This is a genomic window from Leptolyngbya sp. NIES-2104 (assembly GCF_001485215.1).
In the GTDB taxonomy this organism is placed as follows: domain Bacteria; phylum Cyanobacteriota; class Cyanobacteriia; order Leptolyngbyales; family Leptolyngbyaceae; genus Leptolyngbya.
The window spans coordinates 2,472,498-2,489,515 of sequence record NZ_BBWW01000001.1 but is presented as its reverse complement, the minus strand read 5'-3'; the positions used below and the strand labels follow the sequence as shown (position 1 = coordinate 2,489,515).

The following is a 17,018-nucleotide window of genomic DNA, read 5'->3' as shown; positions in this document are numbered from 1 at the left end:
ATTGAATCAACTATTCGTTATTATCGCCCTGCACACAGCACCGATCGCATCTGGCGCAAATTCGTAGGCAAATCAAGGCGAATCGCTTGTTCAATCAAAAAGCTTGGAACCGGAATCGTCGGAGTCGCCTGAACTGAATAAGTTAGAATCGTTCCTTCTCCATACGGTTGTAGTTGCAAATCTGCATTGAAATCGCTAAAACTGCCCGATTCTAGAAAAAATTGAATGCGTTGATTCTGCGTTTCTAACACTTGCAGGGTGATATCAACTTGCGCCGTGAAAATCAGAAACGCCTTACTTGCCGCTTGATAAATGCGTTTAATACCTTTTTGTGCCAAAACTTGCCGAACTTCGCTCCGAGTCACATCCGGAAAATATTGCACCCAGCGTGGGTAATCGGTCACTTGTTGCCAGACCGACGGCAGCGCGATCGGTAAATACATTTTCGCCGTCACCGCCCCACCCCAAGCGGAATGCGATCGCGTATTCAGTACGATCTCACCTTGCATCAAAGCAGCAGTTTCATTCGTTAACGTCAGCATTTTCAGGCACTCCTCACATCCAATCACCCGTAAGATAGCAGGCATTCCATCAAACAAATGTTTTTAAGTGATGAAGATTATGAAAAGTCTGTCTATAGTGGTATCGCATCCTATTGAATCAGAAAATGCAATGAATCAGCCAAACAATTCTAGAGCCGTTGTGTATGTTGTTGTGCTTGCCCTCACCGCGATCGTCTGGATCTTACGCGGGCTGGGACTCTTTGCATTTTTGCCCGGATTTGTCCTCTGGATCTTGATCGGATTATCGATCGTGCTCACCATTGTGAATGGATTGATCGAGGTGCGCTAACTCCAGAAGTGGATAAATCTACGGCGAAAAACATTTCTCAAGGGAGATTGAAAATTCGACCGAGGTCGTAATAATGAGCGATATAGATATGGCTTAACTTTAACTATTATGACTTCTACTGGTTTACCCACTCGCGGACAATTGGAGCGCACCCTATCTCAGCGAGTGCAAGCCTTTTACCGAACCCAATTAGGACACCAACCCAGCCGCGTTCAGTGTCACATTGCAGATGGCAAAGTGGTGATTGTGCTGGAAGATTCAATTACAAAACCTGAAAAGCTGCTGCTAGAAACCGGACAAGAAGAACTTGCAGAAAGAGTCCATAATGACTTAGACAAGGCTTTACATCCGCAATTAACAGAACTGATTGAAGAGATTGTCGGTGTAAAAGTGATTGATATCTTAAGCGATGCCACCTTTGATACGGGGCGGAGTGGTACGATCGTGGTTTTAGAAGAAGCGCCTCAGTTGCGGGAGTCTCAAGCTCGGCGATTTAGAGAGGAGAACACGACAGCGACAGATGATGAGTAACGACAGTCTGTAAGTCATCCAGATCGTAGGGCTTGGTGAGGCAGTCGATACAGCCAGAATTGAGAATGCGATCGCGATCTTCCGTTCTAGCGAGTGCAGTCAAAGCCACGATCGGGATGTTTGCGGTAGCTGGAGATTGTTTTAATCGTTGAGCCACTTCGATGCCGCTGATATCAGGCAGTAAAATGTCAAGCAAAATCAGATCAGGCTGGTTGTGTTCTGCCATGTGGAGTGCTGCTTCGCCTGTTGTCGCCGTCACAACTGCACAATCACTGACTGAGGCAAGCTGAAATTCGAGTAGTACCAAATTGTCGAGATTATCGTCTACAGCAAGCACGATCGGCTGATTTAATGACCTTTCCAAATTCATGTCAAATCTAAGTCTAACTCAGGGATTTTACTACTTCCAACGCAGGGTAAGACTGGACAAAGCATGTTCAAGGACGGTGACATGAGCACCCTCGATTTGGTTTGTGCCTGTTACTCCGCCAGTATAGACAAATTTAATTACTTTTGGATGTTTTTCTCACTCGCCTGCAGCTTTCGTCTAATTGATCCAATAGAGTGATGTCTCAGAATCGATCGCTCTACTCGATTACTTTTGAATCATAACTTAGTCTCAATTGGTATCTGAGCACACCAGAAAAACTTAAGCTCTACGCAATATTCGGCTATTTTCTCACTAACATTAATTCTACTTTTCAATTAGACTGAATAAGTTAACTAAAGTGTGAGTGACTGCATTCGTAAACTTAATCATTGTTTATTCTCCGTTCTATGCAATCATTGCCAAAATTAGAATATAGAAGTGTTCGTTAGAACGCAGTAACGAATCACATATTTCATTTTAGTTGTGAAAGAATTCCCACTTCAGCCAATCGTAAGGGCGATGATTCATCGCTCCCTTTGTGCTGTGTATTTTTAGCGAGGTAGAGAAATGCCGATCGCAACAACCAACCCTGTAACCGGAGAAGTGCTGAAGACCTTTGATGCTCTGTCTGATGCTGAAATCGATACTAAAATTGGCGTTGCTCATTCACAGTTTCTCAAGTATCGATCAATTCCAATGAGTCAGCGTGCAGAATGGCTCTTAGCAGCAGCAGATTTGTTAGAGAAAGAGCGCGATCGCTTCGGTGAATTGATTACGCTCGAAATGGGCAAACCAATCAAAGCCGCGATCTCTGAAGTGGAAAAATCAGCTTCAGTCTGTCGCTTCTACGCAGAAAAGGCGGCTGAATTCCTTGCAGATGTGCCAATTCAAACCGAGGCATCATCAAGCTTTGTTCGCTATCAACCGTTAGGCGTGATTCTAGCGGTGATGCCGTGGAATTTCCCATTTTGGCAAGTGTTCCGGTTTGCGGCTCCTGCACTAATGGCGGGAAATGTTGGATTGTTGAAACATGCCTCGAACGTTCCGCAATCGGCACTGGCGATCGAAGAAATCTTGACTCGTGCTGGCTTTCCGCCCGGAGCCTTTCAAACCTTGTTAGTCGGAGCGGATCAAGTCGCTGGCATTGTCGAAGACGATCGTGTCAAAGCGGCAACCTTAACCGGGAGTGAACCCGCTGGAGCGAGTCTCGCCTCGATCACAGGCAAGCAAATTAAGAAAGTCGTTCTAGAACTCGGTGGTAGCGATCCGTTTATTGTGATGGCGAGTGCGGATCTGGATCAAGCCGTGAAAACTGCTGTCACTGCTCGAATGCTCAACAATGGACAATCTTGTATTGCAGCAAAGCGATTTATTGTTGTGGAGGAAATTGCAGATGAGTTTATCGATCGCTTAGTCGAACAATACAAAGCGTTGAAAATCGGCGATCCAATGTTACCGGATACAGACATTGGACCTTTAGCCACACCCGGAATTTTGCAGGACTTAGATCAGCAGGTTCAAACTTCGATTCAACAAGGTGCAAAGGTTCTGATCGGCGGGGAACCGATTCGCGATCGACCCGGTAATTTCTATCCACCCACCATTCTGACGGACATTCCCAAAGGCTGTTTGGCAGAGTATGACGAGTTTTTTGGTCCAGTTGCGTTAGTGTTTCGCGTACCGGAGCTAGAAAGTGCGATCGCTCGTGCGAATGATTCTCCGTTTGGACTCGGTGCGAGTGCTTGGACGCAGGATGAAAAAGAACGCGATCGACTGATTCAGGAAATCGAGGCGGGATCAGTGTTTGTGAATGGCATGGTCAAGTCAGATGTTAAGTTGCCGTTTGGGGGAATTAAGCGATCGGGTTTCGGACGAGAACTGGGACGCGAAGGCATTCTAGAGTTCGTCAATGTCAAAACTGTCTGGGTGAAATAGCAGATAGAAGTCATAAAAAGTTCTTTTAAATCAGCAAATCTGAGCTATCACTAAACGGATTAAATTCCGATCCACTGCACCAAGGAGATGAGCATGAACACCGCAGAACTATTAGTCCGATGTCTAGAAGCCGAAGGCGTGGAATACATCTTTGGTCTACCTGGAGAAGAAAACCTTCATGTCTTAGAAGCCCTCCAAGGTTCATCAATTCGATTCATCACGACGCGACACGAACAAGGTGCGGCATTCATGGCAGATGTCTACGGACGACTCACCGGAAGAGCAGGCGTATGTTTATCCACACTCGGTCCAGGTGCCACCAATCTCATGACTGGGGTCGCAGATGCAAACCTCGATCGTGCTCCCTTAGTGGCGATTACCGGGCAAGTCGGAACCGATCGAATGCACATCGAATCTCATCAATATCTTGATTTGGTTGCAATGTTCGCACCTGTGACGAAGTGGAATGCTCAAATTGTGCGACCGAGTAATACTGCTGAGATTGTTCGCAAAGCTTTCAAGATTGCTCAAACCGAAAAGCCCGGAGCCGTTCACATTGATTTGCCCGAAAATATTGCAGCAATGCCTGTGACTGGAAAGCCGCTTCTCTGTGACAACATCGAAAAATCTTTTGCTTCATTCCGCAGTATCGAAAAAGCTGCGGCTGCGATCAATGATGCTGTCAATCCGTTGATCTTAGTCGGTAATGGTGCGATTCGAGGGGCTGCGAGTGAGATGCTCACTAAATTTGCGACTCGATTAAATATTCCTGTAGCAAATACCTTCATGGGCAAAGGCGTGATTCCTTATCCGCATCCGTTGGCACTTTGGGCAGTGGGACTACAACAACGAGACTATATTAGCTGTGGATTTGATCAAGCAGATTTAGTGATTGCGATCGGCTATGACTTGATCGAATACTCGCCGAAGAAATGGAACCCAGAAGGCAACATTCCCGTGATTCATATCGGTAGCACTCCGGCTGAAGTCGATAGTAGCTATATGCCACTTGCAGAAGTCGTGGGCGAAATTTCTGACTCATTGCAAGAGATTTTGTATCGATGCGATCGCGATGGTAAACCTGATCCTCATGCGCTCAGTTTGCGTCCTGAAATTCGCAGCGATTATTCTCAATACGCGAATGATGAAGGCTTCCCGATCAAACCTCAGAAGCTAATTTACGACTTGCGGCAAGTGATGGGAGCCGATGACATTGTGATTTCTGATGTGGGCGCACATAAGATGTGGATGGCTCGACACTATCACTGTCATCGCCCGAATACTTGCATTATCTCGAATGGATTTGCGGCGATGGGGATTGCGATTCCGGGAGCGATTGCGGCGAAGTTGGTACATCCCGATCGTAAAATTGTGGCTGTGACCGGAGACGGTGGCTTTATGATGAACTGTCAGGAGCTAGAAACCGCGCTCAGAGTTGGAACCGCTTTTGTGACGATTATCTTTAATGATGGTGGCTATGGCTTGATCGAATGGAAGCAAGAAAACCATTTTGGACATTCCTCGTTTATTAAGTTTGGCAATCCAGATTTCGTTAAATTTGCAGAAAGTATGGGCTTGAAAGGCTATCGAGTGCAATCGGTTGATCAATTGATTCCAACTTTGAAAGAAGCGCTTGATCAAGAGGTTCCCGCTGTGATTGATTGCCCGGTGGACTATCGGGAGAACTTGCGCTTTACCCAAAGAGCAGGCGACTTGAGTTGTGCAATTTAGCGCTGAGCGATCGCAGTTCTGTCAAATCACTTGACGAATCACTGCGATCGCACTTCACCTGATTGTGTTCAATTTTTTCGATGAGCTAGTTTGATCGGGCATCCGGTAGAATCAACATTGCGTCTCCAAAAGAATAAAATCGATAGTGGTTCTCGATCGCTTCTTGATACAGAGCTAACAATCGCTCTCGTCCGATTAATGCACTGACAAGCATCAATAAGCTGGACTTTGGTAAGTGAAAGTTCGTGATCATTCCATCCACGGTCTTCCATTGATAACCGGGATAGATGAAGAGATTCGTTTTACCGCAGTACGGTTCAAGCTGACCGGATTGAGATGCCCCTTCAAGCGATCGAACAACGGTCGTTCCAACTGCGATGACTCTGCCGCCTTTTGCTTTCGTTTCTCGAATCTTCTCAACCGTTTCCGGCGAAACTTCGATCCATTCCCCGTGCATTTGATGTTGGGTAATGTCCTCCACTTCTACAGGTCGGAATGTTCCCACACCGACATGCAGCGTGATGAATGCTCGATCGATGCCTTTTTGGTCTAAGCGCTCTAACAGTTCAGGTGTGAAGTGTAAACCAGCAGTCGGAGCCGCAACCGCACCCAGCCGATCGGCGTACACAGTCTGATAGCGATCGGGTTCGGCTTCGGTTTCCTGAATATACGGCGGCAAAGGAACTTCACCGAAATGATCAATCACTTCTAACAGCGATCGACCATTCGAGGCTTCAAACTGTAGAATCCTGCCGCGTGTTTCCGGATCGCTCGACAAAATCGAAGCACTCAGTTCCACCTCTGTTTCCATTTGCGGATCAAAGACAATCTGATTTCCAGGTTTGAGTCGCCTTCCGGGTTTGACGAGTGCTAACCATTGATTCTGTTCATGTTCTTCAAGTAGAAGAATTTCAACCTCTGTCCCCGTCGTTTTATGACCATGCAATCGTGCAGGAATGACTTGAGTATTATTTAGAACAAGTAAATCTCCAGGACGAAGGATTTCGTCGAGGTCTTGAAAGACTTGGTGACGGTGTTCAGCTTGATTTGCAATCACCAGTAACCGAGCGCTGTCCCTAGGTGTAGCAGGGTTTTGGGCGATCCGGTCTTCAGGTAAATCATAATCGTAAGCCGAAAGGAGTTGATCAGCTTCCACGGTCTTAACCCTAAATGGTCGTTACAGGTGAGTGGTTAGTATTTTCTGATAATTTTGCTCGATATAAATATCAATTTTTAAATTGGGTGAGATTCCCTAACCAATATCGGGGGCTTTTCCCCTATTGCAGAACGGTATCGTGCTTCACAATAAGAGAGTAAGAAAGTAGCATTTGCTGGGTCTCGTGTTCTATGGAATTTCTCTACTGCCTTGCGAATGCCAGTCTAACCCTGAGAATTGTGGAACACTTGCACCACTCGAAGCAATTCCCGCTCAGCTTCGTGACTGTCATTCATCAAATCGATGGTTGGGTGATTCGAGTCAAGCTGTCTGGTGTGCTGGATGCTCAGACCGAAGGTGATTTTCGGGCATTTCTCAATGAGTTGGGCATTCCGTTCTCTCCGAATATTCGGATTCAAATGGTGCTTTGGGGACTAGAGACGGGACAATCCCCGATCGAGGTGATGCAGCGCTATCAAGTTGCAGTGGTGTCTCATGGAAGCCCGGATAGCGAAGAGATTGAAGAGTTCCGCAAGCAGTTTGTTCAGGGATTGGGATACTGTCCCGAAACCTTGGCTTAGTCGAAAGCATTGCAAATGTAGTCTTGAAGTGAGAACTGATTTTTGGTGAGGTGGGGGGAAGTCGCCGGAGTGGGCGGATTTCCCCTTTTTTTTGTGTAACGCACCAAAGCAACATCAAAGCGACAGGGAAGATTTTCAAATTCAGGGTGCTTGAGGAGAAATAACTGAGCAGCGGTGAGGATTTTTCTTTGTTTGGTCAGCGTAATCGACAAAGCACCGTCACTATCCCAGTTGCCGCGACTGCGCGTTTTGACTTCGACAAAGGCAATGATTTCATCTGCGGTTTTCACGACTAAATCGAGTTCGCCCGATCGACAATTCCACTGATGAGCGAGTACGATCGCGCCTTGCGACTGAAGCCATTCTGCAACAAAGGTTTCGCCCAATGTGCCTAGATCAGATGTCGAATTCGGCAGATCCACAGGTACGATTGAAGAAAGTTCTCTTTCAACGTTCCCTGATTGTTCCGATGAGTGCTATGAAAGGCTTAATTTGCTCCGTGATTGTTTTGTTTGCCTCTTGGATGATGTTCGCATCGCCTGTTTTTGCGCTCGATTACAACCGAGAATCTCTCATTGGCAGGGATTTTTCTGGTCAGGATTTGACCGATTCAGAGTTCACAAAAGCCAATATGCGCGAAAGTAATTTGAGTCATGCCTATTTAGTCGGAGTGCGATTTTTTGCGACCAACTTAGAACGGGCGAATTTAGAAGGGGCAGATTTGCGAAACAGTGTGCTCGATTCGGCGCGGCTCGTTCGTGCAAATTTGAAAGATGCGAATTTAGAAGGGGCATTTGCGGCGAATACGAAATTTGAGGGAGCTACGATCGACGGTGCTGATTTTACCGATGTGGAACTAAGACCCGATGTACAAAAAATGCTTTGTGCAGCGGCAACCGGAACCAATCCCACAACCGGACGCGAAACCCGTGAAACGCTGTATTGCGATTAGATTATGCTGATCCTGTTTGCCGAGGACGATACAGCCCAGCTAGAACCGATCCAGTCCGCCTTAATGAAAGCGGGTCACGTGGTCGATGGGGTCGAAGATGGGGAAACGGCTTTATGGCTAACGACCACGAAAGCGTATGATTTGCTGATTCTCGATTGGATGTTACCCAAACTCAGCGGCGTTGCGGTCTGTCAAAGATATCGACAAGCCGGAAAAACGGCTCCGGTGTTGATGCTGACGGCAAAAGACACCACCTTCGATAAAGTTACGGGACTCGATGCGGGTGCGGATGATTATTTAGTCAAGCCGATCGATATTGTGGAACTCCTTGCACGAGTGAGAGCGTTAGGACGACGCTCACCGTTATGGCAGGGGGAAACGCTACAGTTAGGAAGCTTACAGTTGCATCTGACTCATTTAACGATCGAGCGCAATCAAGCCACGATTCAACTGTCTGGGCGCGAATTTCAACTGATGGAATTTCTCATGCGCCATCCGCGTCAGGTGCTTTCTCATGACCAGATTGAACAAGCGCTCTGGGGTTGGGGTAGTGAACCCGAAAGTAATGCTGTCACCACGTTAGTTCGACGATTGCGGCAACGATTAGAAGCGGTGAATGCGAAAGATTGGCTCGAAACAGTGTACGGGATTGGGTATCGCTTGAACGCAGTGGAGTAGGAACGGTGTTCGATCGGAGTCGGCGGAATTTAGCCTATTGGTTTGCAGCTTCGATGGGCGGAATTTTGCTTGCATTTGCAGGAGTCGGTTACGGGTTCATTGTGCAGACTCAACTGCGGAATTTTGATGATCTGCTTTACCGTCGCAGTCGAATTCTCATCGGGGTTCAGCCAGCGATTCCGGGTGTGATGCAGCAGATTCCGATCGATTTAACTTACGCTCGCTGGTATCGCGTCGATCGACAACGGATCAAATATATTGGTTCACCTGGCGCAAATTATCTCGTCGGAACGATCGGCTTTGAATCAATCGACGGCTTAAGACAGCTAACCTTACCGATTCAGCGACAGAATCAAACGATCGGCTATTTGCAGGTTGCGACACCGCTCACACCATTGCAGCAGAGCTTAGATCAGGTGAGATATTTTCTACTAATCGGAGTACCCAGCGCGATCGCACTCATTGGCGTAGCGGGCTGGATTTTGGGCGGAGTCGCAATGCAGCCTTCAAGACGTGCTTATGCCCAACTCCAAAGGTTTACAGCCGATGCTTCTCATGAATTACGAGCACCAATCTCCGCCGTTTTAAGCAATGCTCAAGTTGGATTGATGCCGCCAGAAGATCAACAAGAACAGCACGATCGTCTAGAGCGGATTGTAGACATTGCAAAATCGATGAGTGCGTTAGTGACGAATTTACTGTGGTTAGCTCGGCATGAAGAACTCGATCGTGCTCGGTTTCAAACAATTGATTTAGTGAAATTGATTCAAGGATTAGACTATCCAGACGATCGCACTTTTACTTTGTCCTTGCCGGATTATCCAGTACAGATCGAAGCCGATCCAGAACTAATCAAACAAGCGATCGTAAATCTTTTGAGCAATGCGGTTAAGTACACGCCCATCGAAGGAACCGTCCGAATTGAACTGATCAGCAAGCAAGCCGCAATCATTCGGGTAATTGATACGGGAATCGGCATTCCTTCGGAAGATTTGCCGCATATCTTCGACCGCTTTTATCGAGTGGATACTGCTCGATCGAAACAAACCGGAGGATTTGGATTAGGGTTAGCGATCGTGCAGCAAATTGTTCAGGCACATCAAGGACAAGTGATGGTGAGCAGTCAACCTGGAGCGGGATCAACTTTTACGATCGAATTGCCATTGAAAGCACCCCGCAGTAAGCTGCAATAATCGGATAAAGATTATGCTTTGAAGTGCTCAAAAGCGATTGGAATCATCAGAGGATGTTTGAAAAGTATAAATAGTTCCTTCGCTCCGTTGCGCTCCCGCGCTGCAACGAACGAAGGCATTTCAAACATCCTCTTTGAGGACTCAGAAGAATGAAATTACACTACAGCATGGTCATTCAATGGTCAGAGGAAGACAAACTTTATTTAGTACACCTGCCTGAGTTTCCCTCGCAGCACTTTGTGACACATGGTGCAACGTATGAAGAAGCCGCCAAACGAGGGCAAGAAGTAATCGAAATGCTGATTGAAGACTATCAAGAGAGCGGAAAACCCCTACCTGAACCGCAACGGGTGATCAGTGCAGCATGACATTTTGGTGTCATATTCTTTTTTCACACTGAGAGTAGGTCAGAAAAACAACTCCTCACACATTCTGGAAACTCTCGAAATGGCTTCTAATCGTTTCTTAAAAACCTCCTTAGCTTCTCTTTCGCTCGTCTCGATCGGGGCTGTCAGCGCTTTAGTCGGAACTCAAATCCCCTCGAATCAATTTCAACCGCCCGCGATCGCACAACTTTCAAATCGCTCTAGTAACGATGAGAATTTTGTCTCTAACGCGGTCGATCGCACAGGTCCTTCGGTTGTCCGCATTAATGCCACTCGTGAGCGCGTGACTTCGAGAGGCGAACAAGTTCAGCGAGGAACCGGATCAGGATTCATTCTGCGATCAAATGGAACAATCGTCACCAATGCCCATGTCGTCTCCGGAGCCAATCGCGTCACCGTCACGCTCAAAGATGGTCGCGAGTACACCGGACGAGTCTTAGGAGCCGATCGCCAAAATGATGTCGCCGTCGTGAAAATCGAGGCGAACAATTTACCCGCTGTAACACTTGGCAACTCAAGTCAACTGCGACCGGGAGAATGGGCGATCGCCATCGGCAACCCGCTCGGACTCGATAATACCGTCACGGTTGGAATTGTCAGCGGCACAGAGCGATCGGCAAGTGCATTCGGTTTACGCAGTTCACAGCCGTTTATTCAAACCGATGCCGCCATTAACCCCGGAAACTCTGGCGGTCCCTTGCTCAACCAGAGCGGTGAAGTGATTGGCATCAACACCGCAATCATTCGAGGGGCGCAAGGAATTGGATTTGCCATCCCGATTAACCGAGCTACCCAGATCGCGAATCAGTTAACCGCTCAAGCTGGCGTATAGGAACGCTCAGCCACACGCTAAAATTATGGACGTTCTTTACAAGGATTCACTGTGGTAGAGCGTCCAATCAAAAAGTCTGAGCGCCAAGCGAACAGCGCAACAGACTCAACTTCAGCCCCCGCCGATCAACCCTCCACTGCTGAGGGTTCCACCGCTCTTCCAGACGGAAACAAGTCTTCCGCTGCCCGTCCTGTGAAGAAAGGTGATGCGCCTAGCTCCAACACTCGATCGACGGAAAAACGAGGCAAGAGAAACGATCGCGATAAAAAATCAGAAAAAGCCGATGCGCCTCCGGTTAATCCTGCATTAGCGCGAGGACCCAGACCGCCGAAGCCCTCTGCGGCTCAACCGGAGCCTGAAACACCCGCTGAACCAGAATCATCTGAGTCTGAAAGCGAGTCCTAGACGAGAGAGGAAACAGAGAATACTCTCGTTGCAGTCCCGTCTGGAGTTATTTCTAGACGGGATTGCTGTACCTGCGATCGTTGTTCTGCTAAACGCGATTAGTATAGCAAAGGTGTGAGGTATGAGGTGTGAGGGGTGAGGTCAAATTCATTCACCGCTTAGGTTCGGAGATTGAGAACGTCCTAACCGTTCTGCGTACCGCTATAAAATGGAAAAGTAGCGGTCAGAGGCAATTTTCATGAGCAAAGAAGAAGAACTTTTAGAGTACTGGCGCGAACTTCCACCCGAATCCCAAGAGCAGGTTCTCAAACTTGCACAATCGCTTAAACCTCAATTTGTTCCTCAAACGCCCCTTGCGAAAAAACTTTGGGAGATTCGTCAACGAGCGATCGCCAACGGGATGAAACTTCTCACTGAAGCAGAACTCGAACAAGAACTAGCCGATCGACGAGGCGGATATCGTGAGCCTTAAGATTGCCTATCTCGACTCTGGTATTCTAATTAATGCGTTCCGAGGAATTGATCAAGTTGGCATTCGTGCCCTTCAGGTCTTGAATGACTCGACCTTACAATTCGCCTCAAGCGAGTTTGTACGACTAGAAACCTTGCCCAAAGCGCTCTACCACCAGCAGTCGGACGAAGCAGAATTTTACGAAGCTTTCTTTGAGGCTGAAATTCTGTGGGCAAGCAACCTCGACCAAATCGTTCAAACTGGAAAGCTCATTGCTCGTACTTATGGTCTAGCTGGAATGGATGCCCTTCATATTGCGGCAGCGCTTTCCGTAGGTGCAGAAGAATTCATCACAACCGAGAAACCAACAAAACCACTACACCGCGTCAAAGACATTCACACCATATCAATTGCTTTGTAGCACAAGCGATCAATTCTTAAAATGCACATCAAAGCGGATCTTGAGTCGGAATGCCGATCGCTCTCGGAAATTCGAGGGGCGTAGAAGACGTTTTCCGCAGATATAAACAATGCCGAACTCCATGAGTTAGCGGAGTTTCAAAGCGATCGCATTCTTCTACAACGCCGCCTAATTCTTTCGCTGCATGATCAAGTGCGATCGCTTCTTCATCAGTCCATTGCCCCCGGTACAACACGGCAATGCCCCCAATTTTGAGCAATGGTAACGCATACTCTGCACAGACCGAAGCTGCCGCCACTGCGCGAATGGTTGCTAGATCGTAAGCTTCTCGATGTCCCGAACTTTGTCCAACTTGTTCCACGCGATCGACCATCGATCTCACATTCGTCAGTCCCAATGCTTTCGTACTGTCCTGCAAGAAGTTAACCTTTTTCCGAGTCGAATCGAGTAAGGTAATCTTCCAATCAGACCGAGCAATCGCCATGGGAATTCCAGGAAATCCGGCTCCAGTACCGATATCGATCGCGCTTAAATTCGATCCGGTCACTTTCGGAAACACGCCCCGCAGCGAATCCCATAAATGCTTTTCCCAAAAATCAACGGGTTCAGTGATGCGGGTGAGATTTTGCTGTTGATTGCCTTGCAGAACGAGTTCATAAAACTGTTGGAACTGCGATCGCACTGTCTCATCTGGAAACCAATCGGTCGTTGATTTCCACAAATCGATCATTTCCGGTAACGCGACTAGCATTTCACGCGCTCCACTCGATCGGTCGAAAGTTCTTCAGGCGTGACTTCTTTAAGTTCACCGTGACGCAGCGACCAACAGCGATCGGCAATTTCTAACATATCGCCCGCATCGTGTGAAACGACGAGTAAACTCCAGTGCGTTTTCAGCTTGGAAAGTAACTTGACTAACTGCCGACGAATCGACCAATCTAAGCCTGCGGTCGGTTCATCGAGTAAGAGAATACTCGGTTGGCGAATCAATTGAACGGCTAAGGCTAATCGTCGTTGTTGTCCACCGCTCAGGGCATGGGGAGCCGTAGAAAGTGGGACATGATCGAGGCTGACTTCTTGAAGCGCTTCGTGAATGCGATCGGAACTCAACTCTGGATGTCCCAAGCGCAGTTCTTCTAAAATCGTGCCGCCGCAGAAATGCCGTTCGGGAAATTGAAACACCAAACCGCACAACTGCTGCATATTCAGAAAATTCAGTTCCTGTTCGCGCCAGAAAATTTCTCCGCTCGTATGCTCTGCGAGTCCTGCCAAAATTTCGAGCAGCGTACTTTTCCCCGATCCGCTCGGTCCGACGACTAAACTCAATTGCTGCGGTGCAACTTCGAGATTGATCGACTTGAGAATTGGATCTGGGGTCGCTGTCGGATGGTAAGACAAATCGCGCAAATAAAGCATGTCGTAAATGGCTAGGGTAATCCCCAGTTTAACCCGCGTTCATCGAGCCAAGCGTATGGAACCTACGATCGCCTAAGATCGTCGTGAACCCCGATGCGTCAAAAAAATCAAACGTTATGGTGAAGTGGCTGTCCCGGAAGCTGGCTCAACAAGTGAGCACGATCGTGCTGATGGTGGGAATGTTGGCAAGTCCAACGCTTGCAAGAGATCCGTTTAGAACCAGTAATCCGCGTGCAATTAGCGATCGGACTGAAGCCGCATTTCGGGCAATTTTCGAGAAAGGCAATTACACCGAAGCGACTCGAATCTTAAATCAAGGCGATCCGAATGAGCCGCTGTCATTTGCGCTCAAAGGCTTGCTGGCTTACAACAATTATCAAGGTGAGACGGATCAAGGACGCAAACAAGCGCTACTGAGCGAGTTTAGAGGGTATGCCACGCAAACCCGCACTGTTGCCCAACAATTAGCAAAATCTGATCCGCTCCGAGGCAACCTGTATCAAGCCGCAGGCATCATTTTAGAAGCGGGATACACCGCAGCGACAGAAGGCACCGTTCGCGGTATTCCTCAGATTTTGGGCAGTCTTCAGGAAGCTTTTCGCTATTTAGATGCAGCCGAGAAAATCGATCCCAAAGATCCCGAATTGAATTTAATCAAAGGATTAATTGATTTGACGCTTTCGACCACGTTGAATTTGCCGTTATCGAGTCCGACCGATGCGATCGCACGTCTGCAAAATACGGCTCAACCCCGTTACGTTGCCGATCGAGGTTTAGCGATCGGATATCGCGATCTCAAACAGTTCGATCGAGCTTTGCAAGCGGTCGATAACGCACTCCGAGCGGCTCCCGATAATCCCGAACTGAGCTATCTCAAGGCTCAAATTCTCGTTCGCAGTCAGCGCCACGGTGAAAGTATTCCGCTGTTCCAAAAAGCTCTCACCAAGCGCGATCAGCTTCCACCTGTAACCGTTCGTCAAATTGAGCGGGAATTGCGAAACGCACAGCAACGAGCAGCACAACGATAAAATAGAATTCAGGCAACGATATTCAACTGCCTGAATTTCTATTTATGCGTATTCAGTTTCGCGAGTTTGATCCGTTTAACGTTTGGTTTTGGGTTGAGTTTAATACTGTGCCTTCGGAAATGGAGAAACAGTATGTCGAAGAGGTCTTTAGCTCCTGGTTTTTCCTTGGGAAACTGGGAGGCTTTAATGCTGAAAATTTGCAGGTTCAAGATGCGGGGCTAGAGGTCAGCTACCTGCCTTATGACGGGGATGTTGCCGATGACAGCATGATGGCGGTGATGCACAATATGAGCGACTTTGAGTATGAAAGCAACTGGGGTCGCTGCTGGTTTGATTTGGGAACGAGTGATGCGATCGCATTAGACATTCTGATCAATTCCCTCAAGCAGTTGAGCAAAGATTTTGTCACGATCGACTCACTGATCGTCGGTGGCGAGAACGAAGATTGGCGCGTTCCAGGAAGCAGCGAACCGGGTTTCGTGATGGACAATCAGCGGAATTAACCAATGGAAAAATTCTTGGCATTTAGCGAGATTATTGACTGGCAACAGCCGGAGATTTTGGAACTGAGCAAGAAAATTGCGTCAGGATGTGAAACTCAGGAGGCGATCGCGAAAGCCTGTTTTGAGTGGGTGCGCGATGAAGTTCGGCATAGCTTTGACTATCAGATGAATCCGATTACGTGTCGCGCTTCAGATGTCCTGCAATACCGAACGGGTTACTGTTATGCCAAGAGCCATTTATTAGCTGCATTACTTCGAGCAAATGGCATTCCAGCAGGATTTTGCTATCAGCGATTGAGCATTGACGACCAAGGTGCACCCTATAGTTTGCATGGCTTTAATGCGGCTTACTTGCCCGACATGGGCTGGTACCGCATGGATGCTAGAGGCAATCGAGAAGGCGTAAATGCTCAGTTTGTCCCTCCTGAAGAGCAGTTAGCATTCAAAACTCAGTTTGCTGAAGAAGCCGATTTTCAAGCAATTCTTCCAGAACCCTTGCCAGTTGTTGTTACAGCCTTACAAACTCAAACGACCTGGGACGGGATGCTTCAAAATCTACCGGACGTTTCTTTAGAACAAGCAAAAAACCTTGGTTTATAGCAGACTTAGTTCACTGCACCCGCTTGGAAAACGCGACCAATTACTTCTTCGATCGGGGGATCAGTAACCGACAAATCCGCTACCTGCAATTCTGCGAGAATTTTCGCGATCGCGTGTGTCAAATCTTCCTGCTGTACCAAGAACCGCGCCGACTGCTTATCAACTTCCTGCAACTCACCATACGCTGATAATTCCGCCTTGGTATAAGTTCGATTAAATTCGACTTTGATTTCGCGACAGGGCGAGAAACGGTCTACTAAGCCATCGAGACTACCATCATAAATAAGCTGCCCCTGGTGGATCATCAGAACGCGCTCACACAAGGCTGTGATGTCTGCCATGTAGTGACTGGTTAAAAGAACAGTGGCGTTATATCGATCGTTGTACTCCTTCAAAAATTCGCGCACTGCCACCTGAGCATTGACATCAAGTCCCAAAGTCGGCTCATCTAGGAATAAAACTTCTGGTTGATGAAGCAATGCCGCGAGTAGTTCAGCTTTCATTCGTTCACCTAGTGAGAGTTTACGAACGGGCTGATTCAGTTTGCCTTCAAGTGAAAGCATTTCAGAAAGTTCACCGACGCGGGCTTGAAGAGTACGATCGCTAATTCCATATACGGCTGCATTAATCTTGAACGAATCCGCCGCAGGCAGATCCCAAATTAATTGTTGTTTTTGCCCCATAACGAGGGTGATTTTTCTTAAGAAGGTCGATCGTCGATCGAACGGTACTTGTCCCGCGACTGTAACCTTCCCAGAAGACGGATGAATCAATCCCGTTAACATCTTCAGCGTCGTTGTTTTCCCTGCTCCATTCGCGCCCAAAAATCCTACGACTTCACCCGGTTCAATTTGAAATGAGACATCCTGAACCGCTTTTACCTGCCTGTAAGCCCGCTTGAAGAAGTGCGTTACTGTGCCTTTGAAACCTGCTTCTTTGACGGCAACAGGATAGATTTTTGTGAGTCGATCGACGGTAATGGTAGACATGAGAATAA

The 17,018-nt window shown here is 47.7% G+C and carries 23 protein-coding genes; 16 read left to right on the top strand and 7 right to left on the bottom strand.

All coding sequences use genetic code 11. The features are described 5' to 3' along the window. Positions 1–20: 20 nt before the first annotated feature. Positions 21–542 (bottom strand): SRPBCC family protein, encoded by a 522-nt coding sequence (locus NIES2104_RS11620; RefSeq protein ID WP_202815052.1) that lies wholly within the window; start codon positions 540–542, stop codon positions 21–23. Between the two features lie 130 nt (positions 543–672). Between NIES2104_RS11620 and NIES2104_RS11615 the strand changes: the two genes are divergently transcribed. Together NIES2104_RS11615 and NIES2104_RS11610 are read left to right on the top strand one after the other, a co-directional pair. Continuing rightward, positions 673–852, top strand: coding sequence for a hypothetical protein (locus NIES2104_RS11615; protein WP_058998364.1), 180 nt, complete (start codon positions 673–675; stop codon positions 850–852). 108 nt (positions 853–960) lie between these two features. Continuing rightward, a complete protein-coding gene (locus NIES2104_RS11610; RefSeq protein ID WP_058998363.1) occupies positions 961–1,383 on the top strand; it encodes a DUF2294 domain-containing protein in 423 nt (140 codons plus the stop codon). Here the strand turns inward: NIES2104_RS11610 and NIES2104_RS11605 are convergent. Next, positions 1,346–1,753: a response regulator gene (locus NIES2104_RS11605; protein ID WP_058998362.1), complete on the bottom strand. Its 408-nt coding sequence runs from the start codon at positions 1,751–1,753 to the stop codon at positions 1,346–1,348. The genes NIES2104_RS11610 and NIES2104_RS11605 overlap by 38 nt on opposite strands. Positions 1,754–2,320: 567 nt before the next feature. On the opposite strand from NIES2104_RS11605, the gene NIES2104_RS11600 reads away from it, so the two are divergent. Together NIES2104_RS11600 and NIES2104_RS11595 are read left to right on the top strand one after the other, a co-directional pair. Further along, positions 2,321–3,688 carry an NAD-dependent succinate-semialdehyde dehydrogenase gene (locus NIES2104_RS11600; RefSeq protein WP_058998361.1) on the top strand — a complete coding sequence of 456 codons (1,368 nt, stop codon included), beginning with the start codon at positions 2,321–2,323 and terminating at the stop codon, positions 3,686–3,688. Between the two features lie 93 nt (positions 3,689–3,781). Next, positions 3,782–5,419, top strand: coding sequence for an acetolactate synthase large subunit (locus NIES2104_RS11595; protein ID WP_058998360.1), 1,638 nt, complete (start codon positions 3,782–3,784; stop codon positions 5,417–5,419). 85 nt (positions 5,420–5,504) lie between these two features. Here NIES2104_RS11595 and queA read toward each other — a convergent pair whose 3' ends face one another. Beyond that, positions 5,505–6,575 carry a tRNA preQ1(34) S-adenosylmethionine ribosyltransferase-isomerase QueA gene (queA, locus tag NIES2104_RS11590; RefSeq protein WP_058998359.1) on the bottom strand — a complete coding sequence of 357 codons (1,071 nt, stop codon included), beginning with the start codon at positions 6,573–6,575 and terminating at the stop codon, positions 5,505–5,507. A gap of 191 nt (positions 6,576–6,766) precedes the next feature. On the opposite strand from queA, the gene NIES2104_RS11585 reads away from it, so the two are divergent. Next, a complete protein-coding gene (locus NIES2104_RS11585; protein ID WP_058998358.1) occupies positions 6,767–7,156 on the top strand; it encodes a hypothetical protein in 390 nt (129 codons plus the stop codon). Here the strand turns inward: NIES2104_RS11585 and NIES2104_RS11580 are convergent. Then, on the bottom strand, positions 7,153–7,578 hold the full coding sequence (locus NIES2104_RS11580; RefSeq protein ID WP_225895236.1) for a YraN family protein: 426 nt from the start codon (positions 7,576–7,578) through the stop codon (positions 7,153–7,155). The genes NIES2104_RS11585 and NIES2104_RS11580 overlap by 4 nt on opposite strands. Positions 7,579–7,625: 47 nt before the next feature. Here NIES2104_RS11580 and NIES2104_RS11575 point away from each other — a divergent pair, with 47 nt between their 5' ends. The 8 genes from NIES2104_RS11575 (at position 7,626) to NIES2104_RS11540 (ending at position 12,474) form a co-directional block, all read left to right on the top strand. Then, positions 7,626–8,108 (top strand): pentapeptide repeat-containing protein, encoded by a 483-nt coding sequence (locus tag NIES2104_RS11575; RefSeq protein WP_059001677.1) that lies wholly within the window; start codon positions 7,626–7,628, stop codon positions 8,106–8,108. Positions 8,109–8,111: 3 nt separating this feature from the next. Beyond that, positions 8,112–8,786, top strand: a complete 675-nt coding sequence (rppA, locus tag NIES2104_RS11570; RefSeq protein ID WP_058998357.1) for a two-component system response regulator RppA — start codon at positions 8,112–8,114, stop codon at positions 8,784–8,786. After that, positions 8,735–9,979: a cell wall metabolism sensor histidine kinase WalK gene (locus NIES2104_RS11565; protein WP_202815051.1), complete on the top strand. Its 1,245-nt coding sequence runs from the start codon at positions 8,735–8,737 to the stop codon at positions 9,977–9,979. Before rppA ends, NIES2104_RS11565 begins: the two co-directional genes overlap by 52 nt. Positions 9,980–10,128: 149 nt before the next feature. Beyond that, on the top strand, positions 10,129–10,347 hold the full coding sequence (locus NIES2104_RS11560) for a type II toxin-antitoxin system HicB family antitoxin (protein ID WP_058998356.1): 219 nt from the start codon (positions 10,129–10,131) through the stop codon (positions 10,345–10,347). Positions 10,348–10,426: 79 nt separating this feature from the next. Beyond that, complete coding sequence (locus NIES2104_RS11555) at positions 10,427–11,197, top strand: trypsin-like peptidase domain-containing protein (protein ID WP_058998355.1); 771 nt, start codon at positions 10,427–10,429, stop codon at positions 11,195–11,197. Between the two features lie 51 nt (positions 11,198–11,248). Beyond that, positions 11,249–11,602 carry a hypothetical protein gene (locus NIES2104_RS11550; protein ID WP_058998354.1) on the top strand — a complete coding sequence of 118 codons (354 nt, stop codon included), beginning with the start codon at positions 11,249–11,251 and terminating at the stop codon, positions 11,600–11,602. Positions 11,603–11,840: 238 nt separating this feature from the next. Beyond that, entirely contained in the window at positions 11,841–12,074 is a 234-nt protein-coding gene (locus NIES2104_RS11545; RefSeq protein ID WP_058998353.1) for a hypothetical protein, read from the top strand. After that, positions 12,064–12,474 carry a PIN domain-containing protein gene (locus tag NIES2104_RS11540; RefSeq protein ID WP_058998352.1) on the top strand — a complete coding sequence of 137 codons (411 nt, stop codon included), beginning with the start codon at positions 12,064–12,066 and terminating at the stop codon, positions 12,472–12,474. Before NIES2104_RS11545 ends, NIES2104_RS11540 begins: the two co-directional genes overlap by 11 nt. A 28-nt stretch (positions 12,475–12,502) precedes the next feature. Here NIES2104_RS11540 and rsmG read toward each other — a convergent pair whose 3' ends face one another. Next, positions 12,503–13,225 carry a 16S rRNA (guanine(527)-N(7))-methyltransferase RsmG gene (gene rsmG / locus NIES2104_RS11535; protein WP_058998351.1) on the bottom strand — a complete coding sequence of 241 codons (723 nt, stop codon included), beginning with the start codon at positions 13,223–13,225 and terminating at the stop codon, positions 12,503–12,505. Continuing rightward, a complete protein-coding gene (locus tag NIES2104_RS11530; RefSeq protein WP_058998350.1) occupies positions 13,219–13,890 on the bottom strand; it encodes an ABC transporter ATP-binding protein in 672 nt (223 codons plus the stop codon). The genes rsmG and NIES2104_RS11530 overlap by 7 nt, the downstream gene beginning before the upstream one ends. A gap of 116 nt (positions 13,891–14,006) precedes the next feature. Between NIES2104_RS11530 and NIES2104_RS11525 the strand changes: the two genes are divergently transcribed. From NIES2104_RS11525 to NIES2104_RS11515, 3 genes are read left to right on the top strand one after another with little or no spacing between them, the layout of a single operon-like run. Beyond that, positions 14,007–14,918 carry a Sll0314/Alr1548 family TPR repeat-containing protein gene (locus NIES2104_RS11525; protein ID WP_058998349.1) on the top strand — a complete coding sequence of 304 codons (912 nt, stop codon included), beginning with the start codon at positions 14,007–14,009 and terminating at the stop codon, positions 14,916–14,918. Positions 14,919–14,962: 44 nt separating this feature from the next. Then, positions 14,963–15,421, top strand: a complete 459-nt coding sequence (locus NIES2104_RS11520) for a DUF3531 family protein (protein ID WP_058998348.1) — start codon at positions 14,963–14,965, stop codon at positions 15,419–15,421. 3 nt (positions 15,422–15,424) lie between these two features. After that, entirely contained in the window at positions 15,425–16,021 is a 597-nt protein-coding gene (locus NIES2104_RS11515; protein WP_058998347.1) for a transglutaminase family protein, read from the top strand. Between the two features lie 5 nt (positions 16,022–16,026). Here the strand turns inward: NIES2104_RS11515 and NIES2104_RS11510 are convergent, their stop codons facing one another. Then, positions 16,027–17,010, bottom strand: coding sequence for an ATP-binding cassette domain-containing protein (locus NIES2104_RS11510; RefSeq protein ID WP_058998346.1), 984 nt, complete (start codon positions 17,008–17,010; stop codon positions 16,027–16,029). Positions 17,011–17,018: the final 8 nt, after the last annotated feature.